14 protein-coding genes are annotated in these 18,136 nt (G+C 57.1%); 13 read left to right on the top strand and 1 reads right to left on the bottom strand.

Annotated features, from left to right (window positions below; genetic code table 11):
• Nucleotides 1-18: 18 nt before the first annotated feature.
• Nucleotides 19-1,350, bottom strand: a complete 1,332-nt coding sequence (locus TK42_RS03120; RefSeq protein ID WP_103733568.1) for a TRZ/ATZ family hydrolase — start codon at nt 1,348-1,350, stop codon at nt 19-21.
• 109 nt (nt 1,351-1,459) lie between these two features.
• Between TK42_RS03120 and mtnA the strand changes: the two genes are divergently transcribed.
• The 13 genes from mtnA to TK42_RS03185 all read left to right on the top strand — a co-directional run bounded on the left by mtnA (nt 1,460) and on the right by TK42_RS03185 (nt 18,136).
• A complete protein-coding gene (mtnA, locus tag TK42_RS03125; RefSeq protein ID WP_103733569.1) occupies nt 1,460-2,530 on the top strand; it encodes an S-methyl-5-thioribose-1-phosphate isomerase in 1,071 nt (356 codons plus the stop codon).
• A gap of 424 nt (nt 2,531-2,954) precedes the next feature.
• Nucleotides 2,955-5,609, top strand: a complete 2,655-nt coding sequence (gene gyrA, locus TK42_RS03130; protein WP_005786294.1) for a DNA gyrase subunit A — start codon at nt 2,955-2,957, stop codon at nt 5,607-5,609.
• Between the two features lie 245 nt (nt 5,610-5,854).
• Nucleotides 5,855-6,940, top strand: coding sequence for a 3-phosphoserine/phosphohydroxythreonine transaminase (serC, locus tag TK42_RS03135; RefSeq protein WP_032877177.1), 1,086 nt, complete (start codon nt 5,855-5,857; stop codon nt 6,938-6,940).
• Nucleotides 6,940-8,034: a prephenate dehydratase gene (pheA, locus tag TK42_RS03140; RefSeq protein WP_003172650.1), complete on the top strand. Its 1,095-nt coding sequence runs from the start codon at nt 6,940-6,942 to the stop codon at nt 8,032-8,034. The genes serC and pheA overlap by 1 nt, the downstream gene beginning before the upstream one ends.
• 9 nt (nt 8,035-8,043) lie before the next feature.
• On the top strand, nt 8,044-9,156 hold the full coding sequence (hisC, locus tag TK42_RS03145; protein ID WP_032877176.1) for a histidinol-phosphate transaminase: 1,113 nt from the start codon (nt 8,044-8,046) through the stop codon (nt 9,154-9,156).
• 28 nt (nt 9,157-9,184) lie between these two features.
• Nucleotides 9,185-11,395 carry a bifunctional prephenate dehydrogenase/3-phosphoshikimate 1-carboxyvinyltransferase gene (locus tag TK42_RS03150; RefSeq protein ID WP_248134484.1) on the top strand — a complete coding sequence of 737 codons (2,211 nt, stop codon included), beginning with the start codon at nt 9,185-9,187 and terminating at the stop codon, nt 11,393-11,395.
• A complete protein-coding gene (gene cmk / locus TK42_RS03155) occupies nt 11,392-12,081 on the top strand; it encodes a (d)CMP kinase (protein WP_103733571.1) in 690 nt (229 codons plus the stop codon). The genes TK42_RS03150 and cmk overlap by 4 nt, the downstream gene beginning before the upstream one ends.
• Nucleotides 12,082-12,201: 120 nt before the next feature.
• Nucleotides 12,202-13,887, top strand: coding sequence for a 30S ribosomal protein S1 (gene rpsA, locus TK42_RS03160; protein WP_005786304.1), 1,686 nt, complete (start codon nt 12,202-12,204; stop codon nt 13,885-13,887).
• Between the two features lie 160 nt (nt 13,888-14,047).
• Entirely contained in the window at nt 14,048-14,332 is a 285-nt protein-coding gene (locus TK42_RS03165; RefSeq protein ID WP_103733572.1) for a hypothetical protein, read from the top strand.
• A 131-nt stretch (nt 14,333-14,463) separates the two neighbouring features.
• Complete coding sequence (gene ihfB, locus TK42_RS03170) at nt 14,464-14,760, top strand: integration host factor subunit beta (protein ID WP_003189779.1); 297 nt, start codon at nt 14,464-14,466, stop codon at nt 14,758-14,760.
• A 24-nt stretch (nt 14,761-14,784) separates the two neighbouring features.
• Nucleotides 14,785-15,015 (top strand): LapA family protein, encoded by a 231-nt coding sequence (locus TK42_RS03175; protein ID WP_078820664.1) that lies wholly within the window; start codon nt 14,785-14,787, stop codon nt 15,013-15,015.
• A gap of 335 nt (nt 15,016-15,350) precedes the next feature.
• Nucleotides 15,351-16,628: a chain-length determining protein gene (locus TK42_RS03180; RefSeq protein WP_103733573.1), complete on the top strand. Its 1,278-nt coding sequence runs from the start codon at nt 15,351-15,353 to the stop codon at nt 16,626-16,628.
• 287 nt (nt 16,629-16,915) lie between these two features.
• On the top strand, nt 16,916-18,136 hold the full coding sequence (locus tag TK42_RS03185; RefSeq protein ID WP_078820666.1) for a hypothetical protein: 1,221 nt from the start codon (nt 16,916-16,918) through the stop codon (nt 18,134-18,136).

Consider the following 18,136-nt stretch of genomic DNA (forward strand, 5'->3'; position numbering starts at 1 on the left):
ATGGGCTCAGCGCCTTCGTTATTCGCTGTGCCCGCTGATGCGTTGGCCCCAGGCAATGGCCGTGGCGGTCAACTGTTGTTCATCCATGCGGGTCAATTGCCGGTCGTCGAGCAATAGCTTGCCGGCGACCCAAAGGTGTTTCACGCAATCGCGTCCGGTGGCATATATAAGCTGTGAGACCGGATCGTAGATCGGTTGTTGCGCCAGCCCCGACAGATCGAAGGCGACTATATCTGCGGCCTTGCCGACTTCCAGCGAGCCAATCTCGCTTTCCAGGCCCATGGCCCGTGCACCGTTGAGCGTTGCCATGCGCAGGGCACGGTGGGCGTCCAGGGCGGTGGCCGAGCCGGCGACGGCCTTGGCCAGCATCGCGGCGGTACGGGTTTCGCCCAGCAGGTCCAGGTCATTGTTGCTGGCGGCGCCGTCGGTGCCGATGGCCACATTGACCCCAGCCTGCCACAAGCGCTCAACCGGGCAAAAGCCGCTGGCCAGTTTCAGGTTCGATTCCGGGCAATGGATGACGCTGGTGTTGCTTTCTACCAGCAAAGCCAAGTCTTCTTCGCTGATTTGGGTCATGTGAACGGCCTGGAAGCGCGGCCCGAGCAAGCCGAGGCGACCCAGGCGCGCCAATGGCCGCTCTCCGGTCTGCTCCACGGCTTGTTGTACTTCAAAGGCGGTTTCATGCACATGCATATGGATCGCGGCGTCCAGCTCTTCAGCGATCACCCGGATCTTTTCCAGGTTGGCGTCGCACACGGTGTAGGGCGCGTGAGGGCCGAAGGTGATCTTGATGCGCGGGTGGTGCTTGAGGTCGCCGAACAGCTCGATGCCCTGGCGAAGCGCCTCGTCGGCAGTGCTGGCGCCGGGAATCGGGAAGTCGAGGATCGGCATGGCGATCTGCGCGCGCATACCGCTATTGTGCACGCAATCGCTGGCGACCTTGGGGAAGAAGTACATGTCGGAGAAGCAGGTGATGCCGCCCTTGATCTGTTCGGCGATGGCCAGGTTGGTGCCGTCGCGCACAAAGGCTTCATCGACCCATTTGGCTTCGGCCGGCCAGATGTGTTTTTCCAGCCAGGTCATCAACGGCAGGTCATCGGCCAAGCCACGGAACAGGCTCATTGCCGCATGGCCGTGGGCGTTGATCAAGCCGGGGCTGAGCAACATGCCGGGCAGTTCGCGCACCTCATTGGCCGCCAGCTTCAATGCGGCGGCCCGTGGGCCGATAAAGGCAATGCGCCCATCGCGGATGCCCAGACCATGCTCTTTGAGCACCACGCCGGCAGGTTCGACCGGTACCAGCCAGGTCGGCAAGAGCAACACGTCGAGCGGGGCGGCAGTGGAGGTCATCGCAGGCTTCTTCCCAGGCAGCTATAAAAGAAGGGCGAAGTATACCCGAGCGTCCTGGCTGGCGGATCGCTATAATCCGCGGCTTTTGTTCATGAGTGCGGGGTAAGGGATGCGCGACCGACTGTTGGCTGCAGAGAAAGTGAAGGCCATCGATTGGCGTGACGGCGCGCTGTACCTGCTCGATCAGCGCGTGTTGCCGTCCCGGGAGAGCTGGGTGGCCTGCCATACCGTCGCGGCGGTGGCCGAGGCCATTCGTTCGATGGTGGTGCGGGGCTCAGTAGCCATCGGCATCAGTGCCGCCTATGGCCTGGTGCTGGCTGCCCGTGAGCGCATTGCCGGGGGTGGCGACTGGCAGGCAGCGTGGGAAGAAGACTACGCGCTGCTGGCCGATAGCCGCCCGACCGGGTCGAATCTGTTCTGGGCACTCAAGAATATGCGCGACTGCCTGGACCGCCTCAAGCAGCACGCCGACCCGGTTGCCGTGCTGGAAGCCCAGGCCATTGTGATCCATGAAAGCGACCGGGAGGCCAATGTGGTCATGGCCCAGTTGGGTATGGAGCGGATTCGCAAGCACCAGGGCAACGCCCAGGCGATCCTCACCCATGGCAACGCCGGTGCATTGGCCACGGGCGGTGTCGGCACGGCCCACGGCGTGATTCGCGCGGCGTTCCTGGAGGGGCTGGTCGAGCAGGTCTATGTCAACGAAACCCGTCCATGGCTGCAAGGCTCGCGCCTGACGGCGTGGGAGTTGGCGGGCGAGGGCATCCCGGTGACGGTGAATGCCGACTCCGCCGGGGCGCATATCCTCAAGACCAAAGGCGTGACCTGGGTGGTGGTCGGTGCTGACTGTATTGCCGCCAATGGCGACGTGATCAGCAAGATCGGCACTTATCAGCTGGCCGTCTGTGCCATGCACCATGGCGTGCGCTTTATGGTGGTGGCGTCGAGTTCGACGCTCGATTTGATGATGGCTACTGGCGATGATGTTGCACTGGAGGCGCGCGATCCCGCTGAGCTGCTGGACGTCATGGGGCAGCGCCTGGAGGTGGATGCGTTTAATCCGGTATTTGATGTGACCCCGGCCGACCTGATTGATGTGATCGTGACTGAGAAAGGCGTGGTCGAGCGGCCGGATACTGCCAAATTGGCCAGGTTGATGTGCCGTAAGCGGCTGCATTGAGGACAGTGGTGTCTGTGAAATAGCAATCGGGGGCAAGCCCCCTCCCACATTTTGACTGTGTTCACAATTCAAGTGTGGGAGGGGGCTTGCCCCCGATTGGGCCCGAAAGTCAATAAAACCCTCGGATCCATCCTCAAAAAACAGCATCACCCCACCTCTGAGCCCCTCTCGTCCCCTTCAAGCCTGTCATCCGTCAAATTACTAGCCTCCATGCGCATCAGGGGGATAGGTGCGTGGCGGCGATTGTGATAACATCCGGCGGTTTCCAGGGCTGCCCCGAGGGGTTGCTCATAACGCGCAGATCCGTGTCATAACTCGTTGATTTGTCGTAAGTCGTTGTCAGGCACCGTGCCGGCAGCGGCGAGCTTCGTTCGTCCCGAATGGATGTGACGAGGTTTCACCCGAAAAAGGAATCAGGCTTCTCATGGGCGAACTGGCCAAAGAAATCCTCCCGGTCAATATCGAAGACGAGCTGAAACAGTCCTACCTCGACTACGCGATGAGCGTAATTGTCGGTCGGGCACTGCCTGATGCGCGCGATGGCTTGAAGCCCGTGCACCGGCGTGTGCTGTTCGCGATGAGCGAGCTGGGTAACGACTGGAACAAGCCGTACAAGAAATCTGCCCGTGTTGTCGGTGACGTGATCGGTAAGTATCACCCTCACGGCGACACTGCGGTGTACGACACCATCGTTCGGATGGCCCAGCCGTTTTCCCTGCGCTACCTGCTGGTAGACGGCCAGGGCAACTTCGGTTCGGTCGACGGCGACAACGCTGCGGCCATGCGATACACCGAAGTGCGCATGACCAAGCTGGCGCACGAGCTGCTGGCTGACCTGCACAAAGAAACCGTGGACTGGGTGCCGAACTACGACGGCACCGAAATGATCCCGGCTGTCATGCCCACCAAGATCCCCAACCTGCTGGTCAACGGTTCCAGCGGTATCGCCGTGGGCATGGCCACCAATATCCCGCCGCACAACCTCGGTGAAGTCATCGACGGTTGCCTGGCCCTTATCGACAACCCAGAGCTGACTGTCGATGAGCTGATGCAATACATCCCGGGCCCGGACTTCCCGACCGCTGCGATCATCAACGGTCGCGCCGGCATCATCGAAGCCTACCGCACCGGTCGCGGGCGCATTTACATGCGTGCCCGCTCGATGATCGAAGACATCGACAAGGTCGGTGGCCGCCAGCAGATCGTCATCACCGAACTTCCTTACCAGTTGAACAAGGCGCGTCTGATCGAGAAGATCGCCGAGCTGGTTAAAGAGAAGAAGCTCGAAGGCATCACCGAGCTGCGCGACGAGTCCGACAAAGACGGTATGCGTGTGGTGATCGAGCTGCGTCGTGGCGAAGTGCCTGAGGTGATCCTCAATAACCTCTACGCCCAGACCCAGCTGCAAAGCGTGTTTGGTATCAACGTGGTTGCACTGATCGACGGCCGCCCACGCATCCTGAACCTCAAGGACCTGCTGGAAGCCTTCGTACGTCACCGTCGCGAAGTGGTCACCCGCCGTACCGTGTTCGAACTGCGCAAGGCTCGCGAGCGCGGCCACATCCTGGAAGGCCAGGCCGTTGCGTTGTCGAACATCGACCCGGTGATCGCCCTGATCAAGGCCTCGCCAACCCCGTCGGAAGCCAAGGAAGCGTTGATCAGCACGCCTTGGGAATCCAGTGCCGTGGTGGCCATGGTTGAGCGCGCAGGCGCCGATTCTTGCCGTCCGGAAACCCTGGACCCGCAATACGGCCTGCGCGAAGGCAAGTACTTCCTGTCGCCGGAGCAGGCCCAGGCCATCCTGGAACTGCGCCTGCACCGCCTGACCGGTCTTGAGCACGAGAAGCTGTTGGCCGAGTACCAGGAGATCCTCAACCAGATCGGCGAGTTGATCCGCATCCTCAGCAGCGCCGTGCGCCTGATGGAAGTGATCCGCGAAGAACTGGAAGTGATCCGCGCCGAGTACGGCGACGTGCGCCGCACCGAAATCCTCGATGCGCGCCTGGACCTGACCCTGGGTGACATGATCCCGGAAGAAGAGCGCGTCGTGACCATCTCCCACGGTGGCTATGCCAAGACCCAGCCGTTGGCTGCGTATCAGGCCCAGCGTCGTGGCGGTAAAGGTAAATCGGCTACCGGCGTCAAGGATGAGGACTACATCGCTCACCTGCTGGTCGCCAACAGCCACACCACGCTGCTGCTGTTCTCCAGCAAGGGCAAGGTGTACTGGCTCAAAACCTACGAAATCCCGGAAGCTTCCCGTGCTGCCCGTGGTCGCCCATTGGTCAACCTGCTGCCGCTGGACAGTGATGAATACATCACCACCATGCTGCCGGTCGAGGAATACACCGAAGGTCACTTCATCTTCATGGCTACCGCCAAGGGCACCGTGAAGAAGACCCCGCTGGAATCCTTCAGCCGTCAACGCAGCGTGGGCCTGATCGCCCTGGAGCTGGATGAAGGTGACGTACTGATTTCCGCCGCCATTACCGATGGTGAGCGCGAAGTCATGCTGTTCTCCGATGGCGGCAAGGTTACGCGCTTCAAGGAATCCGACGTGCGCGCGATGGGCCGTACCGCCCGCGGTGTACGTGGTATGCGCCTGCCGGAAGGGCAGAAGCTGATTTCGATGCTGATCCCGGAAGAAGGCAGCCAGATCCTCACCGCTTCCGAGCGTGGCTATGGCAAGCGCACTGCCATCAGCGAGTTCCCGGAGTACAAGCGTGGCGGCCAGGGCGTGATCGCCATGGTCAGCAACGACCGCAACGGCCGCCTGGTTGGCGCGGTACAGGTGCTTGATGGCGAGGAGATCATGCTGATTTCCGACCAGGGCACCCTGGTGCGTACCCGTGTGGCTGAAGTGTCGAGCCTGGGCCGTAATACCCAGGGCGTGACCCTGATCAAGCTGGCCAAGGATGAAAAACTGGTCGGCCTGGAGCGTGTGCAGGAGCCTTCGGAAGTTGAAGGTGAAGAGCTGGAAGGCGAGGAGTTCGACGGCGAGGTGATCGCAGCCGGCGATGACAACGTCGACGAGCCAACCCTCGATGCTGCCGCAGACGAAGAAGAACCGCAGGAATAAGCGGACACACAGGGGGCGGATGAAGATTCGCCCCCTTGTTGTTTGTCCCCTTTGAAAAATACACGTCCTTTGCCTGGACGCGGTCCATGTGGGAGCTGGCTTGCCTGCGATAGCATCACCGCGGTATCACTGGAACTACCGAGGTGCCTGTATCGCAGGCAAGCCAGCTCCCACATGGGTTGGCTTCAGAAAAAGGGTGTTGCCGAACATGATTGCAGCCCCACCAGATCAGAGTGAGATTGGATGTGAGCAAGAGAGCCTATAACTTCTGTGCCGGTCCCGCGGCGCTTCCTGAAGCAGTCCTGCAGCGTGCGCAGGGTGAACTCCTCGACTGGCATGGAAAAGGCCTCTCCGTGATGGAAATGAGCCATCGCAGCGATGAGTTCGTGTCCATCGCCACCAAGGCCGAGCAGGACTTGCGCGACTTGCTGGACATCCCCTCCGACTACAAAGTGTTGTTCCTGCAAGGCGGCGCGAGCCAGCAGTTCGCTCAGATCCCACTGAACCTGTTGCCCGAAGAGGGCACTGCCGACTATATCGACACCGGTATCTGGGGGCAGAAAGCCATTGAAGAAGCCTCGCGCTACGGTCACGTCAATGTGGCCGGTACCGCCAAGCCCTACGACTACTTCGCCATTCCAGGTCAGAACGAGTGGAAGCTGACGAAGGACGCGGCCTACGTTCACTACGTCGCGAACGAAACCATCGGTGGCCTGGAATTTGATTGGGTGCCTGAAGTCGGTGACGTTCCGCTGGTGTGCGACATGTCCTCGGACATCCTCTCGCGCCCGATCGACGTGTCCCGGTACGGCATGATCTACGCCGGTGCGCAAAAGAACATCGGCCCGAGCGGCATCCTGGTCAATATCATCCGCGAAGACCTGCTCGGCCGCGCCCGTTCGCTGTGCCCGACCATGCTCAACTACAAGGTCGCGGCCGATAACGGCTCGATGTACAACACCCCGCCGGCGTTTGCCTGGTACCTGTCCGGCCTGGTCTTCGAATGGCTCAAGGAGCAGGGCGGTGTGGCTGCGATGGGCAAGCGCAACGAAGAGAAGAAGCGCACCCTGTACGACTTCATCGACGCCAGCGGCCTGTACAGCAACCCGATCAACCTTACCGACCGCTCGTGGATGAACGTGCCGTTCCGCCTGGCCGATGATCGTCTGGACAAGCCGTTTCTGGCCGGCGCCGACGAGCGTGGCTTGCTGAACCTCAAGGGCCACCGCTCGGTCGGTGGTATGCGCGCCTCCATTTATAACGCTGTCGACATCCACGCCATCAACGCGCTGGTTGCCTACATGGCAGAGTTCGAAAAGGAACACGGCTAATGTCTGAGCAAGAACTCAAAGCCCTGCGCGTACGCATTGACAGCCTGGACGAGAAAGTCCTGGAGCTGATCAGTGAGCGCGCGCGCTGCGCCCAGGAAGTGGCTCGGGTGAAAATGGCGTCCCTGGCGGAAGGCGAAGTGCCGGTGTTCTACCGGCCTGAGCGCGAAGCCCAGGTGCTAAAGCGCGTGATGGAGCGCAACAAGGGGCCGCTGGGCAATGAGGAGATGGCGCGGTTGTTCCGTGAAATCATGTCTTCGTGCCTTGCCCTTGAGCAGCCGCTGAAAGTGGCCTACCTGGGCCCCGAAGGCACTTTCACCCAGGCGGCGGCCATGAAGCACTTCGGCCACGCGGTGATCAGCAAGCCGATGGCGGCCATCGACGAAGTGTTCCGCGAAGTGGCGGCCGGCGCGGTGAATTTTGGCGTGGTGCCGGTGGAAAACTCCACTGAAGGCGCGGTCAACCACACGCTGGACAGCTTCCTCGAGCACGACATGGTGATCTGTGGCGAAGTCGAGTTGCGTATTCACCACCACCTGCTGGTGGGCGAGAACACCAAGACCGACAGCATCAGCCGTATCTACTCTCACGCTCAGTCCCTGGCCCAGTGCCGCAAGTGGCTGGACGCCCATTACCCGAATGTCGAGCGCGTGGCGGTGTCCAGCAACGCCGAAGCGGCCAAGCGGGTCAAGGGTGAGTGGAACTCGGCGGCGATTGCCGGCGATATGGCTGCGGGCCTCTACGGGCTGACACGCTTGGCCGAGAAAATCGAGGACCGCCCGGACAACTCCACGCGCTTCTTGATGATCGGCAGCCAGGAAGTGCCGCCAACCGGCGACGACAAGACTTCGATCATCGTTTCCATGAGCAACAAGCCCGGCGCGTTGCATGAGCTGCTCGTGCCATTCCACGACAACGGGATTGACCTGACGCGCATCGAGACTCGTCCTTCGCGCAGCGGTAAATGGACCTACGTGTTCTTTATCGACTTCATCGGCCACCACCGCGACCCGCTGGTCAAGGGCGTGCTGGAGAAGATCAGTCAGGAAGCCGTGGCACTCAAAGTGCTGGGCTCCTACCCGAAAGCGGTTTTGTGAGGCTTTGACATGAGTGGCAACTTCCTCGCCCTGGCTCAGCCGGGCGTGCAACAACTCTCGCCTTACGTTCCAGGCAAGCCTGTGGACGAACTGGCCCGTGAGTTGAATCTGGACCCGTCCAGGATCGTCAAGCTGGCGAGTAACGAAAACCCGCTGGGTCCGAGCCCCAAAGTATTGGCGGCGATTCGGGAGGAGCTTGCCGAGCTGACCCGTTATCCCGACGGCAATGGCTTTGCCCTCAAGTCCCTGCTGGCAGAAAAATGCCGGGTCGAGCTCAATCAGGTGACCCTGGGCAATGGATCCAACGACATTCTTGAACTGGTCGGGCGTGCCTACCTGGCGCCCGGTTTGAATGCGGTGTTCAGTGAGCATGCATTCGCGGTCTACCCGATCGTGACCCAGGCCGTAGGGGCTGATGCGCGCGTCATTCCTGCCAAGAACTGGGGCCACGACCTGCCGGCGATGCTGGCAGCGATCGATGCGCAAACCCGCGTGGTGTTTATCGCTAACCCGAACAACCCGACCGGCACCTGGTTCGATGCGCAGGCCCTGAACGAGTTCCTGCAGAACGTGCCGGAGCATGTGCTGGTTGTGCTGGACGAAGCCTACATCGAGTACGCCGAAGGCGGCGACCTGCCCGATGGCCTGGATTTCCTCGCGGCCTACCCGAACCTGCTGGTGTCGCGCACCTTCTCCAAGGCTTATGGCCTGGCGTCGTTGCGGGTTGGCTACGGCCTGTCCACAGCGGTAGTGGCCGATGTGCTGAACCGCGTACGCCAACCGTTCAACGTCAACAGCCTGGCCCTGGCGGCTGCGTGTGCGGCGGTGAAGGATGCCCAATACCTGGAAGAAGGGCGCCGCCTTAACGAAAGCGGCATGTTGCAGTTGCAGGACGGCTTTCGCGAGTTGGGCCTGGGCTGGATTCCGTCCAAGGGCAACTTCATCTGCGTCGACCTCGGCCAAGAGGCTGCACCGGTATTTCAGGGCTTGTTGCGCGAAGGCGTGATCGTGCGTCCGGTGGCCAACTACGGTATGCCGAACCACCTGCGTATCACCATTGGTTTGCCGGCCGAGAACAGCCGCTTCCTGGAGGCGTTGGCCAAGGTTCTGGCCCGTGGTTGATGTCACTGCATTGCAACCTGCTGTGCCTATGATCGGTCGCCTGGTGGTGGTCGGCCTGGGGTTGATCGGTGGTTCGTTCGCCAAGGGCCTGCGGGACAGCGGGCTGTGTGGCGAAGTAGTCGGCGTGGACCTTGACCCGCAATCGCGCAAGCTGGCGGTGGAGTTGGGTGTCGTGGATCGCTGTGAAGCGGACCTGGCAATCGCTTGCCAGGGCGCGGACGTGATCCAGCTTGCGGTGCCGATCCTGGCCATGGAGAAATTGCTCGCCGTATTGGCTGGCATGGACCTGGGGCAGGCGATCCTCACGGACGTCGGCAGCGCCAAAGGCAATGTGGTGCGCGCGGCACAATTGGCGTTTGGCGCTATGCCGCCGCGCTTTGTGCCGGGCCATCCGATTGCCGGTTCCGAGCAGAGCGGGGTGGAAGCGTCCAATGCGCAGTTGTTCCGTCGGCATAAGGTGATCCTGACGCCGCTGGCGCAGACTGATCCGGCGGCGTTGGCCGTGGTGGATCGGCTCTGGCGCGAGCTGGGCGCGGATGTGGAGCATATGCAGGTCGAGCGCCACGATGAAGTGTTGGCCGCGACCAGCCATCTTCCCCATCTGCTGGCATTCGGCTTGGTGGATTCGTTGGCCAAGCGCAACGAAAACCTCGAGATTTTCCGTTACGCCGCCGGTGGTTTTCGCGATTTCACGCGGATTGCCGGCAGTGACCCGGTGATGTGGCATGACATCTTTCTCGCCAATCGCGAAGCGGTGTTGCGCACCCTGGACACGTTCCGCAGTGACCTCGACGCCTTGCGCGATGCGGTGGATGCGGGTGATGGCCATCAGTTACTGGGTGTGTTCACCCGGGCGCGGATGGCGCGAGAGCATTTCAGCAAGATCCTGGCGCGCCGGGCCTATATGGAAACTGCAGTGAACGCCGATGAGCTGACTTTTATCGCCAATCCGGGTGGCCGCTTGAGCGGATGCATTCGGGTGCCAGGTGACAAGTCGATCTCCCATCGATCGATCATGCTGGGTTCATTGGCTGACGGCGTAACGGAGGTCGACGGTTTCCTTGAAGGCGAAGATGCCCTGGCGACCTTGCAGGCGTTTCGCGACATGGGCGTGGTGATCGAGGGCCCGCACCATGGGCGAGTGACTATTCATGGGGTTGGCCTGCACGGCTTGAAGGCAGCGCCAGGACCGATCTACCTCGGTAACTCCGGTACATCAATGCGCCTGTTGGCGGGTCTGCTTGCGGCGCAAAGCTTCGATAGCGTCCTGACCGGTGATGCATCGCTGTCCAGGCGCCCGATGAGTCGCGTGGCCAAGCCGCTGCGGGAAATGGGCGCGGTGATCGAGACCGGTCCTGAAGGGCGTCCGCCGCTGACCATTCGTGGTGGGCAGACGCTCAAGGGCCTGACTTACGCGTTGCCGATGGCCAGTGCGCAGGTTAAATCCTGCCTGTTGCTGGCTGGTCTGTATGCACAAGGTAAAACCGCAGTCACCGAGCCTGCGCCGACCCGCGATCATACCGAGCGCATGTTGCGTGGCTTTGGTTATCCGGTGGCGGTGGAGGGCGCGACGGCGTCGGTGGAGTCAGGTCATCGGTTGACGGCTGCCCACATTGAAGTGCCTGGGGATATTTCGTCTGCGGCGTTTTTTCTGGTGGCGGCCTCGATTGCCCAGGGTTCGGAGTTGCTGCTTGAGCATGTCGGCGTCAATCCTACCCGCACCGGCGTGATCGATATCCTGCGGCTGATGGGGGCTGATATCAGCCTTGAAAATCCGCGTGAGGTAGGTGGCGAGCCTGTTGCGGACTTGCGTGTCCGGGCAGCTGTCTTGAAGGGTATCGAGATTCCAGCGGCGTTGGTGCCGTTGGCGATCGATGAGTTTCCCGTATTGTTTGTCGCCGCTGCCTGCGCCGAGGGGCGCACCGTATTACGCGGTGCCGAGGAGCTGCGGCTCAAGGAATCGGACCGTATCCAGGTTATGGCCGACGGTCTGCTGGCCCTGGGTGTGAAGTGCCAACCCACGCCTGATGGGATTATCATTGACGGTGGCCCGATAGGCGGTGGCGAAGTGCATGCCCATGGCGATCACCGCATTGCCATGGCGTTCAGCGTGGCCTCCCTGCAGGCAGCGGCGCCGATTCGTATTCGTGACTGCGCCAATGTTGCTACGTCTTTTCCGAACTTTCTTACACTGTGTGCCCACGTCGGCATTCGTGTTGCCCAAGAGGCTCAATTGTGAATATCAAAGCACCGGTGATTACCATCGACGGGCCAAGCGGCTCGGGCAAAGGCACCATCGCCGGCATCCTGGCCAAGCGCCTGGGCTGGTGCCTGCTCGATTCCGGCGCGCTGTACCGCCTGCTGGCATTCGCTGCGCGCAACCATGGCGTCGACCTGACCAACGAAGAGTTACTGACGAAAATTGCCGCCCATCTGGACGTGCAGTTCATCGCGGCGACCGACGGTCAACTGCAGCGCATCATTCTGGAAGGCGACGAAGTCAGTGATGTGATTCGTACCGAGAGCATCGGTGCCGGCGCCTCCCAAGTGGCTGCTTTGCCGGCGGTTCGTGAGGCTTTGCTGCAGCGCCAGCGTGCGTTCCAGGAGCCGCCGGGCCTGGTGGCTGACGGCCGCGACATGGGCACGGTGGTGTTTCCCGAGGCGCCGTTGAAGATATTCCTCACGGCCAGCGCCGAGGAGCGAGCGCGCCGCCGCTACTTGCAGTTGAAGGGCAAAGTCGAAGGTGTTAGTCTGTCGAGTCTGCTAGATGAGATCCGTGCACGCGATGAGCGTGATACCCAGCGTGCGGTAGCCCCGCTCAAGCCGGCGGCTGACGCCATACAGCTGGATTCCACGGAGTTGTCCATCGAGCAGGTGCTGGAACGCATCATGAGTGAAATCGCCATTCGCGATATCGCCGGGTGATCAAGAAGGCCGCAGGGGACCAGTCATAGTCCTGCGGTGGCTTCTTTTAACTGAAACTGACCCACACCGTCTGGGGTGTGGAGATGGGCGTATTCTTCGCCCTTATCAACAGGAATTAAAATGAGCGAAAGCTTTGCGGAACTCTTTGAAGAAAGCCTAAAAACCCTGAACCTTCAGGCAGGCTCCATCATCACCGGTGTTATCGTTGATATCGATTACCAAGCTCGCTGGGTAACCGTTCACGCTGGTCTGAAGTCTGAAGCTCTGATCCCGCTGGAACAGTTCTACAACGATGCTGGTGACCTGACTATCAATGTCGGTGACGAAGTTCACGTTGCTCTGGACTCGGTTGAAGACGGTTTCGGTGAAACCAAGCTGTCCCGTGAAAAAGCCAAGCGCGCTGAATGCTGGATTGTTCTCGAAGCAGCCTTCGCAGCTGAAGAAGTGGTCAAGGGCGTTATCAACGGTAAGGTTAAAGGCGGCTTCACTGTCGACGTTAACGGCATCCGTGCGTTCCTGCCAGGTTCTTTGGTCGACGTTCGTCCTGTGCGCGACACCACGCACCTGGAAGGCAAAGAACTCGAATTCAAAGTCATCAAGCTCGACCAGAAGCGCAACAACGTTGTCGTTTCCCGTCGCAGCGTGCTGGAAGCAGAGAACTCCGCCGAGCGTGAAGCTCTGCTGGAATCCCTGCAGGAAGGCCAACAAGTCAAAGGTATCGTCAAGAACCTCACCGATTACGGCGCATTCGTCGATCTGGGTGGCGTCGATGGCCTGCTGCACATTACCGACATGGCTTGGAAGCGTATCAAGCATCCTTCCGAAATCGTCAACGTTGGCGACGAGATCGATGTCAAGGTTCTGAAATACGATCGTGAGCGTAACCGCGTTTCCCTGGGCTTGAAGCAGCTGGGCGAAGATCCATGGGTTGCTATCAAGGCTCGTTACCCAGAAAGCACTCGCGTAACCGCGCGTGTTACCAACCTGACCGACTACGGCTGCTTCGCAGAGCTGGAAGAAGGCGTGGAAGGCCTGGTACACGTTTCCGAGATGGACTGGACCAACAAGAACATCCACCCTTCGAAAGTCGTACAAGTCGGCGACGAAGTGGAAGTCATGGTTCTGGACATCGACGAAGAGCGTCGTCGTATCTCCCTGGGCATCAAGCAGTGCAAATCTAACCCATGGGAAGATTTCTCTGGCCAGTTCAACAAGGGCGATAAAATCTCCGGCACCATCAAGTCGATCACCGATTTCGGTATCTTCATTGGTCTGGACGGCGGCATCGACGGCCTGGTTCACCTGTCCGACATCTCCTGGAACGAAGTTGGCGAAGAAGCTGTTCGTCGTTTCAAGAAGGGCGACGAGCTGGACACCGTTATCCTGTCGGTTGACCCAGAGCGCGAGCGCATCTCCCTGGGTATCAAACAACTGGAAAGCGATCCGTTCTCCGAGTACGTTCAAGAGAACGACAAAGGCGCCATCGTTAAAGGCACTGTGAAAGAAGTTGACGCTAAAGGCGCCATCATCACTCTGGCCGACGATATCGAAGCGACTCTGAAAGCCTCCGAAATCAGCCGTGACCGCGTTGAAGACGCGCGCAACGTTCTGAAAGAAGGCCAGGAAGTAGAAGCCAAGATCATCAGCGTTGATCGCAAGAGCCGCGTGATCCAACTCTCCATCAAGTCGAAAGACGAAGTGGAAGAGAAAGAAGCTATCCAGAGCTTGAAAGAAGCTGCTCCGGAAGCTGCTGCTGACACCACCATGGCGGCACTGCTGCGCCAGGCAATGGCCAAGCAGAACTAAGTTCTGTAAAGCTGTTGAAAAAGGGCGACTTCGGTCGCCCTTTTTTGCGCCTGAAATTTGATGAAGCAACTGCATCGAACGAAGGCGTTCAGCCCAATGTCAGAACTGACTATAGTCTTTGAAACGGCTATTTCGCGTTGCTGACTCAATAAGGGTTTGAATGAACAGGATTATCGTAATACTTGCATTGGCAGTGCTTGCCGGCTGCTCCTCCACCAGCGCCAAGACGCACGCCAAGCGAGGTGTCAGTGGCATCGAGATCGACTGTTCCGGCTTGGGTAATAAATGGGAGAAGTGCGAGAAGCGTGCTGCCCGTGAGTGCAAGATGCAGGGCTACAAAGTCATCACTCGCTCCAGTGATGCAGAGGATAAAGAGGGTGACTACCTGTTCGGCTGGAACCCGGCCGGCGCAGTGACGCGGACGATGTTGGTTATCTGTAAATGAGTAACAGTAGGGTGGCTGAAGGCGTTTATGCGGTCGGCAGATAAGTTTACACATGGGCTGTTCAAATTCATCAAGTCATGCTAAAACCTTCGAAGCGCTTTTCCTAGCTGCTTGAAAAAGAAGGGAAAAATATGACGAAGTCGGAGTTGATCGAACGAATTGTCACCCATCAAGGGCTGCTCTCATCCAAGGATGTGGAGCTGGCTATCAAGACCATGCTTGAGCAAATGTCCCAATGCCTCGCCACCGGAGACCGCATCGAAATCCGTGGCTTCGGCAGTTTCTCACTGCACTACCGCGCACCGCGCGTAGGCCGCAACCCAAAAACCGGCCAATCCGTCAGCCTCGATGGCAAATTCGTACCCCACTTCAAACCGGGCAAGGAATTGCGTGATCGGGTGAACGAAGAAGAGGAAGAAGGCGTCTGAGTGTTTTTGGGGAAGGAGAAGGGTATGCGTGGGGTTAAGCGCGTTGTTGCGGTATTGATTGCAGTGCTTGCGGCGTTGGTGGTCTTGGCATTTGTGCTGGAGAACCAGCAGGGTGTGGCGCTGTCGTTCCTGGGGTGGAGTACTGCGCAGATGCCGGTGGCGGTGTTTGTGGTGGTGGCTTTGATTGTTGGGATGTTGATTGGTCCAGTGTTGGGAGTGTTTCTGCGTAGGCGTCAGAATAAGTCGATTGCTTGATTGTCTTAGGCAGGGATTGGATAAGCGGTGATCGTGACCGCTTGTCAGAAATCTCATGCCCTTCAAGGATTATGAATCGCTGCGGGTGCCTATTGGCGCAGCCCGTAGATTGCGATAGTTCCTTGGAAAACTCAGAATCGCCCTACATACATGTCAAGACTTGTAAAATGTCTGAGAGATGGCAAAATGGAATCTGTTCTCGATAACAGGCATTTTGTGCGCTCGAAATTCGGCAGAGACGCAGGGTTTTGACGATAATCCAATTAAAATAAGAAAATACACAATCTGTTTTGCATAACGAGCCCGCAGTTTCTCTTTGAAGGCAGGTTTTTGTTGTGAGTAGTAGCTTACGCTCCGTTCTCATCCCCCAGCATAAAAAATTTGACTCGTTAGCGCTTGTAACAAGCCTCTGGCGTCAAAAAATCATTATTTTTTCAGTGGGCGCACTGATTTCTTCAGTTTTTGCGATTTATGCATTTTCGGTCACGCCAGAATACAAGGTGAGCAGTGTGCTTAGGCCTGCTGCGATTAATGAATTGGATGCGCTTAACCGCTCGGAAGTTTACGTTTTACCTCCTGGTGAAGCATTGGTAAGGGTAGGTATGGCCTTAGAGTCATACGAGATTCGCATGGGTTTTTTTAGATCCAATCAAAAGCTCTTTGAGGGGTTTGTGCGCCCTGGACGTAATCTTCAGCAGACGTTCGAAGAGTTCAATAAAAAATCTATAAGTTTGATGTTGTCCGATAAAGATAAAGCTGATTCGCTTAGTTCTTATTTGAAACTTGAGTTGACCTACCCAAAGGGAATTGATGGTGTTTCAATACTCAATGGTTTTGTAGAGTATGCAATAGCGAATGAGCGTGATCATATATCGGCCGACTTGACGGTTATTATCAATAACCGTTTAAAGGAGATCGACGGCAGGTTGGCCGCAGCCCGCTCAAACTATGACACGTGGAAAGAAGCACGAATTGCATCCCTTTCCGAGTCAGATAGAATTCGCCGAGCTCAGCTACAAGACGAGCTTCAAGGGCTGCGGACGCAGCTTCATAGCTTAAATTCGAATCGAATTGCCGAGCTTAATGAGGCCATAACAATTGCCAAGAAACTGAATATTATGATGCCTGCTTCACCTACCTCCGTGGGTGATGATGCACATTCCGGTTCTGTCAGCATGAGAACGGAAATTAACAATCAGCAGATTCCATTGTATTTCATGGGTGTCAATGCGCTTGAAGCTGAGCGCGCAGTCTTGCTACAGCGAAAGTCTAATGACTTCACTGAGCGACGGATCTCTCAAATTGCCAAAGAATTAAAGTTGTTGGAGTCCAATAGAGAGATTGAGGTGTTGAAGAGTCGCGTGAAGGATGAATTGTTTCTGACAGATGTGCAGCCATTACGCGCAGAGAAAGCACGATTGCTGAGTGTGAATAAGGATATGAGTAATCTTAAGCTGGTGGCCATTGATAAAGAAGCACTAGAGCCAACTTCCCCGATAAGCCCGAATCGTCCCTTGCTGATAATCGGTGGATTACTGCTTGGTCTTGTTGTTGGGTTTGCAATCGCTTTCTTCCGGATAATAAAGCACGCATTGCGCGAGCCGGATCTTTAGCAAGTTCTTCAATTATACAATATAGGATGGGTTTCGATCGCGGGGGCAAGCGTAAAAATCGCGACCCTTTATCCTAGAGGCAAATTGCCATCTGTTGTAGTGTTGGTTTTCTTAGCCTTGACCCAGCAGAAGATCCTAGATAGAAGCCTCGATTGCAGTGTAAAATTGTTTTTACTCGCTGTCGGGCCTATGGCTTGCTCTAGTGGTCCCCTTCATCTAATCGGTACCTGAGAATGGCTCGATTGGCAACCGGCGCATGCTTCAACTGAGCGTATTCTGAGGTCGATATGAAAACTAATAAGCGTTACGCCTTCCTGGCCGTGCTGGCAGCCAGCGTACTCGTGACCTTGGGTGACACTAGGAATATTATTGGTTCGCTTAACTACTGGTTGCTGTGGGGTGGAGTACTAGTATTTGGGATTTATGGTAGCGGCGGCAGAGTGAAGTTGTCGCCAGAAGTAAGCTCTATTACCCTCGGTTTTACGTTGATGACACTAGCTTTTATGATCTCCGGAGTAATTAATTCGGATATCTATACCGCTTATCAAGGTGTCAAATTCATAGCTATTTATATATTGTTTCTCGTGATATATAGCTGTTCGGGTTTGCTGGAGTTGAACGACTTTTATAAGATTGCTTCGATTTCGATTGTGGTGAGTCTTGTTGTATTTATGCTGTCGAAATTCTTTTTTACCGACCTCTATATTCAATTGGGTGACGGTCGGCAAGGCAGTGAATTTGCCTACCCAGGGGTGATGTGGAAAGTGTGTGCTTTCTTTGCGCCCTACATTATTGCAATGTTACTCACGACGCGTATTAAAAATGCACTTTTTGCTGGCCTTATTTTAATGGCGTCGGTGTATATATTGTTGGCGGACTCCAGTCGCACCGGTTTTCTATGGTTTGCGATCGTTGTATGTTCCTTTTTTCTTTTGCGCTTTTTGATTTTCCCTGTCAGAACGCTGCTGGTCGCAATACTTTGCTTGATCGCGGGGGTTTGTGTGCTGCTCTCTTCAAGTATTGACCTGACGAATCATGATTCATTGTTGGTCTTGAATCGTTTGTTTGAGGGTGATCCAGTTAGATCGGCGATGATACAGGATGGAATATCAAACGTCCAAAAGTGCTTTCCATTCGGGTGCGGATTCGGCAGTTCATTTAGCGTGGTGGATGGGGAAAATATTGTTATCCATAATGTGTATTTGGGCATGCTGGGTGATGTGGGTGTACTGGGTGAGTTGGCACTTTTATTTTTAATGCTAATGCCGTTTGTGTTTTTCTTGTTGTCGCTGGTGGACGGTTCTGATTTAAATAACAATATATTCTTTAAGTTTGCCGCAGTGTTGGGCGTTCTTTGTTATATTTTTATTATGCTCTTTCACCCGCTAAGTACTGAGATGTCAGAGTGGGGCTATTGGATTCTGATGGTGTCCTGGCTGTCTCGTATTTACAAGTATGACAATGCCGGAGTGGTGAATGTTATGTATGACAAGCAGATAGGGCGATAA

Origin of the sequence: Pseudomonas sp. GZJR-8, from assembly GCF_002916705.1 — a bacterium.
In the GTDB taxonomy this organism is placed as follows: Bacteria; Pseudomonadota; Gammaproteobacteria; order Pseudomonadales; family Pseudomonadaceae; genus Aquipseudomonas; species Aquipseudomonas synxantha_A.

Bases quoted from the DNA above. Each gene is read 5' to 3' on its own strand.
- TK42_RS03185 (WP_078820666.1), top strand. From the start codon at position 16,916: ATGAAAACTAATAAGCGTTACGCCTTCCTGGCCGTGCTGGCAGCCAGC.
- TK42_RS03120 (WP_103733568.1), bottom strand. From the start codon at position 1,350: ATGACCTCCACTGCCGCCCCGCTCGACGTGTTGCTCTTGCCGACCTGG.
- rpsA (WP_005786304.1), top strand. From the start codon at position 12,202: ATGAGCGAAAGCTTTGCGGAACTCTTTGAAGAAAGCCTAAAAACCCTG.
- ihfB (WP_003189779.1), top strand. From the start codon at position 14,464: ATGACGAAGTCGGAGTTGATCGAACGAATTGTCACCCATCAAGGGCTG.
- mtnA (WP_103733569.1), top strand. From the start codon at position 1,460: ATGCGCGACCGACTGTTGGCTGCAGAGAAAGTGAAGGCCATCGATTGG.
- TK42_RS03175 (WP_078820664.1), top strand. From the start codon at position 14,785: ATGCGTGGGGTTAAGCGCGTTGTTGCGGTATTGATTGCAGTGCTTGCG.
- TK42_RS03165 (WP_103733572.1), top strand. From the start codon at position 14,048: ATGAACAGGATTATCGTAATACTTGCATTGGCAGTGCTTGCCGGCTGC.
- gyrA (WP_005786294.1), top strand. From the start codon at position 2,955: ATGGGCGAACTGGCCAAAGAAATCCTCCCGGTCAATATCGAAGACGAG.
- pheA (WP_003172650.1), top strand. From the start codon at position 6,940: ATGTCTGAGCAAGAACTCAAAGCCCTGCGCGTACGCATTGACAGCCTG.
- hisC (WP_032877176.1), top strand. From the start codon at position 8,044: ATGAGTGGCAACTTCCTCGCCCTGGCTCAGCCGGGCGTGCAACAACTC.
- TK42_RS03150 (WP_248134484.1), top strand. From the start codon at position 9,185: ATGATCGGTCGCCTGGTGGTGGTCGGCCTGGGGTTGATCGGTGGTTCG.